The 4,035-nt window shown below is 32.9% G+C and carries 6 protein-coding genes; 5 read left to right on the plus strand and 1 reads right to left on the minus strand.

The window, feature by feature from the left end; all coding sequences use genetic code 11:
• The 5 genes from JMO20_RS18950 to JMO20_RS18970 form a co-directional block, all read left to right on the plus strand.
• Positions 1 to 343, plus strand: a 343-nt coding sequence (locus JMO20_RS18950; RefSeq protein WP_202711324.1) for an ABC transporter permease subunit, incomplete at its 5' end; no start/stop codon positions are given.
• Positions 343 to 1,365, plus strand: a complete 1,023-nt coding sequence (locus tag JMO20_RS18955) for an ABC transporter permease (RefSeq protein WP_202711325.1) — start codon at positions 343 to 345, stop codon at positions 1,363 to 1,365. The genes JMO20_RS18950 and JMO20_RS18955, both read left to right, overlap by 1 nt.
• Positions 1,366 to 2,358, plus strand: a complete 993-nt coding sequence (locus JMO20_RS18960; RefSeq protein WP_202711326.1) for an ABC transporter ATP-binding protein — start codon at positions 1,366 to 1,368, stop codon at positions 2,356 to 2,358. It begins immediately after the preceding gene.
• Positions 2,351 to 3,529 carry an ABC transporter ATP-binding protein gene (locus JMO20_RS18965; protein WP_202711327.1) on the plus strand — a complete coding sequence of 393 codons (1,179 nt, stop codon included), beginning with the start codon at positions 2,351 to 2,353 and terminating at the stop codon, positions 3,527 to 3,529. Before JMO20_RS18960 ends, JMO20_RS18965 begins: the two co-directional genes overlap by 8 nt.
• Positions 3,526 to 3,738, plus strand: coding sequence for a hypothetical protein (locus JMO20_RS18970; RefSeq protein WP_202711328.1), 213 nt, complete (start codon positions 3,526 to 3,528; stop codon positions 3,736 to 3,738). Before JMO20_RS18965 ends, JMO20_RS18970 begins: the two co-directional genes overlap by 4 nt.
• An 86-nt stretch (positions 3,739 to 3,824) precedes the next feature.
• Here the strand turns inward: JMO20_RS18970 and JMO20_RS19865 are convergent.
• On the minus strand, positions 3,825 to 4,035 hold a 211-nt coding region (locus JMO20_RS19865; RefSeq protein WP_207753556.1), incomplete at its 5' end, for a hypothetical protein.

Here is a 4,035-nt window from a genome sequence, read left to right on the forward strand (position 1 = left end):
GATAGAAGTGTTAAAATCTGACTATGTTCGAACTGCAAGAGCAAAGGGACTAGTAGAAAAGGTAGTTATTTATAGACATGCATTCCAAAATGCATTGATTCCTGTGGTAACACTAATCGGTATGTGGATTCCAATCTTATTTGGTGGATCTATTGTTGTCGAAAAAATATTTGCTTATCCAGGGATGGGTTACTTGTTGAATGAAGCCTATGGATACAAGGACAGAGCAATTCTACAAACAGCATTACTATTCTTTGGTCTGCTTACATTATTAGGCAATATATTCATTGATGTTGGTTATATGATTGTTGATCCAAGAATTAGGGAAGGGAAGGTGAAATAATGTCTGAAATTACAGAACAGAATAAAGGATTTAGTAAGAAAGATGAAGTCATTCTTTCACCTACTCAACAGACTATTATTAAATTTAAAAATAACAGACTAGCTATGGTTGGACTTTGGTTATTCCTTATAATTGTTACTGTAGTAGTGGTAACACATTTTTATACAAAATTCACTGGCTATGACTTTTCAGCTACTGATACATCTATAAAGAATCTACCTCCAAGTTGGGAACACCCCTTTGGCACTGATAAGTATGGTAGAAATACAGTTGTCCGTGTATTGGAAGGTGGATGGATATCATTACAAGTGGGATTTTTATCAACAATTATGGCAGTGTTTATTGGTGTTACTATGGGTTCTATTGCAGGGTATTTTGGTGGTAAAATTGACTCAATTATAATGAGGATTGTTGAGGTTATCTATTCATTCCCATTTTTAGCATTAGCATTCACTATTTCTGCAATTTTTAGAGATAAACCTGCTGAATTTAGATTGTTCATTATTATTGCTATTTTAGGTTTAATAAGGTGGACTGGATTAGCAAGAATAGTTCGTGGTCAGATATTATCTTTAAAAGAACAAGACTTTATTTTGGCAACTAAAGCTCTAGGAATCAAGAAACGAAATCAAATTATGAGACATTTAATTCCAAATGTATTAGCTATGGTTATTGTTTCTGGAACCCTTACTTTTGCCTCTGCAATTCTAGGTGAAGCATTCTTGTCATTCTTAAATTTATCCGTAACAGAACCTATTCCTACTTGGGGAGCATTATTATCAAAGGCTGCTCAAAATAGTACGAGTTTAAGGAATTTCTGGTGGGTTTGGGTATTTCCTGGCACAATGCTATTCATGTTTATTATGAGTATAAACTTAATTGGTGAAGGATTAAGAGATGCTGTTGATCCTAAATCTGAAATCATTACGAAGGAACAAAGAAAAGCTGCTAAAGAAAGACGTAAAGCTCAGAAAAAAGCTAATAGAGAAGAAAAAATATTTAGTAAAAGAGGAGGGATGTAAATGAATAACAAATTACTTGAGGTTAAGAATTTACACACTTACTTTTTTACAAATAAAGGTACTGTTAAAGCAGTTCAAGGAGTAGATTTCACAATAGAAGCTGGTAAAACACTAGGTATTGTTGGTGAGTCTGGTTCAGGCAAATCAGTAACAGCATTTAGTATATTAAACTTATTAGATTATCCAGGTAAAATTGTTGATGGTGAGATTATCTTTAATGAAATGGATCTTGTTGGAATAAGCGAAGAGAAAATGAGAAGTATTCGTGGCAATGATATTTCTATGATATTTCAAGAACCTATGACATCACTTAATCCTGTTCATCGTATAGGTAAGCAATTAAGTGAGCCTATTATCTTACACCAAGGTAAATCGAAAAAAGAGGCTTGGAATGTAGCGGTTGAACTTCTAAGAGAAGTTAAAATTCCCAATCCAGAAAATGTTGTCTATAATTATCCCTTTCAATTATCTGGCGGTATGAGACAACGTGTTATGATTGCTATGGCACTTGCGTGTGAGCCAAAACTGCTGATTGCTGACGAACCAACAACTGCATTAGATGTTACAATTCAAGCACAGATTTTTAAGCTAATGAATGATCTTAAAAAAGCTTATAATACAGCAATCATGTTTATAACTCACGATTTAGGAGCAATTGCAGAGCTAGCAGATGATGTTGCTGTCATGTATACAGGTGAAATTTTAGAGCGAGCTCCTGTAGATACTATTTTTGATAGAAAAAGTAAGTATTCACATCCTTATAAGGAAGGATTATTGAAATCAATTCCATTATTAGATGAAGAAGTTGAACATTTAGACCAAATTCAAGGAAGTGTTCCTCACCCATTAAAACTACCAAAGGGATGTAGATTTTCAACCCGTTGTGAATATTCTACCGAAAAATGTGTTAATGAAAAACCTAAATTAGTTGAGGTAGCAAGTGGACATTTGATAAGATGTTTTTATCCAGAAGTGGGGTGTAGAAATGCCTAATGTTTTATTAGAAACTAAGGGGATAAAACAATATTTTCCAACAGGTAAGAAAAGAAATGAAAAGAAGAATCTAAAGAAAATAAGTTTAAGAGCTATAAAAATCTTTAATAATGAGTATACTCACACTAATCTTAAGTTAAAAGAAAAGGAATTATTTAATGATATATATAAGCAGTTTAAAGAAGGGAAAAGATTTAGTGATGAACTTAATACTGTTCTAACTGAATATGAAGCCCTGTCTAATGTTCATGGCGATAAGTTATATGTTAGAGCAAATGATGGCATTGATATTACTATTTATGAAGGTGAAACTGTTGGTTTGGTTGGGGAATCTGGTTGTGGTAAGTCTACATTAGGAAGAACAATACTGAAACTGGACGAACCAACTGAAGGTGAAATCTTCTTTAATGGAGAGAATATTACTAATTACTCTAATAATAAGATGATGCCACTAAGACGAGAAATGCAAATCATTTTTCAAGATCCATATTCATCATTAAATCCAAGGATGACTGTAGGAGAGATCATTGGAGAAGCCCTTCTTGAACATGGCATTTTCAAGAATAGAAATGATGATTTTGAGAACTATGTTAAAGAAATAATGAAAACATGTGGATTGGATGATTATATGATTTATAGATATCCCCATGAATTTTCTGGTGGACAACGTCAGAGAATAGGTATTGCTCGTGCACTTGCCTTGAAACCTAAATTTATTGTTTGTGATGAGGCCGTATCAGCCCTTGACGTTTCAATCCAATCCCAAATCATTAACTTATTAAAAGACTTACAAAATGAATTTAGCCTTGCTTACCTTTTCATTTCTCATGATCTATCTGTTGTTAAGCATATAAGTGATAGAATAGGAGTTATGTATTTAGGAGATATGGTTGAATTTACTGATAAACATAGTTTATACGAAAATCCACAACATCCATATACTAAAGCCTTACTATCAGCTATTCCGGAAACAGATTTAGAAAAAGCTAGAAGTAAGAAAAAGATTATATTAGAAGGAGATATTCCCTCGAATATTATTGTACCTACTGGGTGCAAATTCCATACAAGGTGTCCCATTGCAAAAGACATTTGCAAACGCCAGGTACCACAATTTAGAGAAGTAGAAAAAGGGCATTCTGTGGCTTGTCACTTTAGTGGTGAGGAAATATGAATTTTCTTAATGGCTTTGATAAAGGGTTTAAATCTAGAAAAAGAAAATTGATTGAAGAAGAAAAAGTCTTGAACCAACTTAAGGATGCCACTGAATTTGAAAAGGGAGACTTTTTTGCATTGATTATTGCTGGGTTGATAACGATAATACCTGTAGTTTTAGTTGTACTATTCTTATACTATGGGATTTCAATGTATTTCTTTGGATAATTCTTTAAGACTCCTTGTAGAATAATGTTGATTAGAGAAATTCACAGATTAATTATATATTAGCTTTATAAATTTTGGTAATTTCCCTATAAAATACAAACGAAAAATCTCTCTAATCTACATTTTGTAGAAGATGAGGGATTTTTCATATCCAGTATATTTATAACAATATTTTTGAAAATATTTTGATTTTTTGAAAAGACTCCCACTTCTATAAGTGGGAGAGAAGACTTTTCTTCAGGTGGAGTAGAGTCTCCATCTGAAGCCCCGATGTTCTGCTTTAGCAGAACGAGTTCA

The organism is Sporosalibacterium faouarense, from assembly GCF_016765695.1.
GTDB classification, from domain to species: Bacteria; Bacillota; Clostridia; order Tissierellales; family VENL01; genus Sporosalibacterium; species Sporosalibacterium faouarense.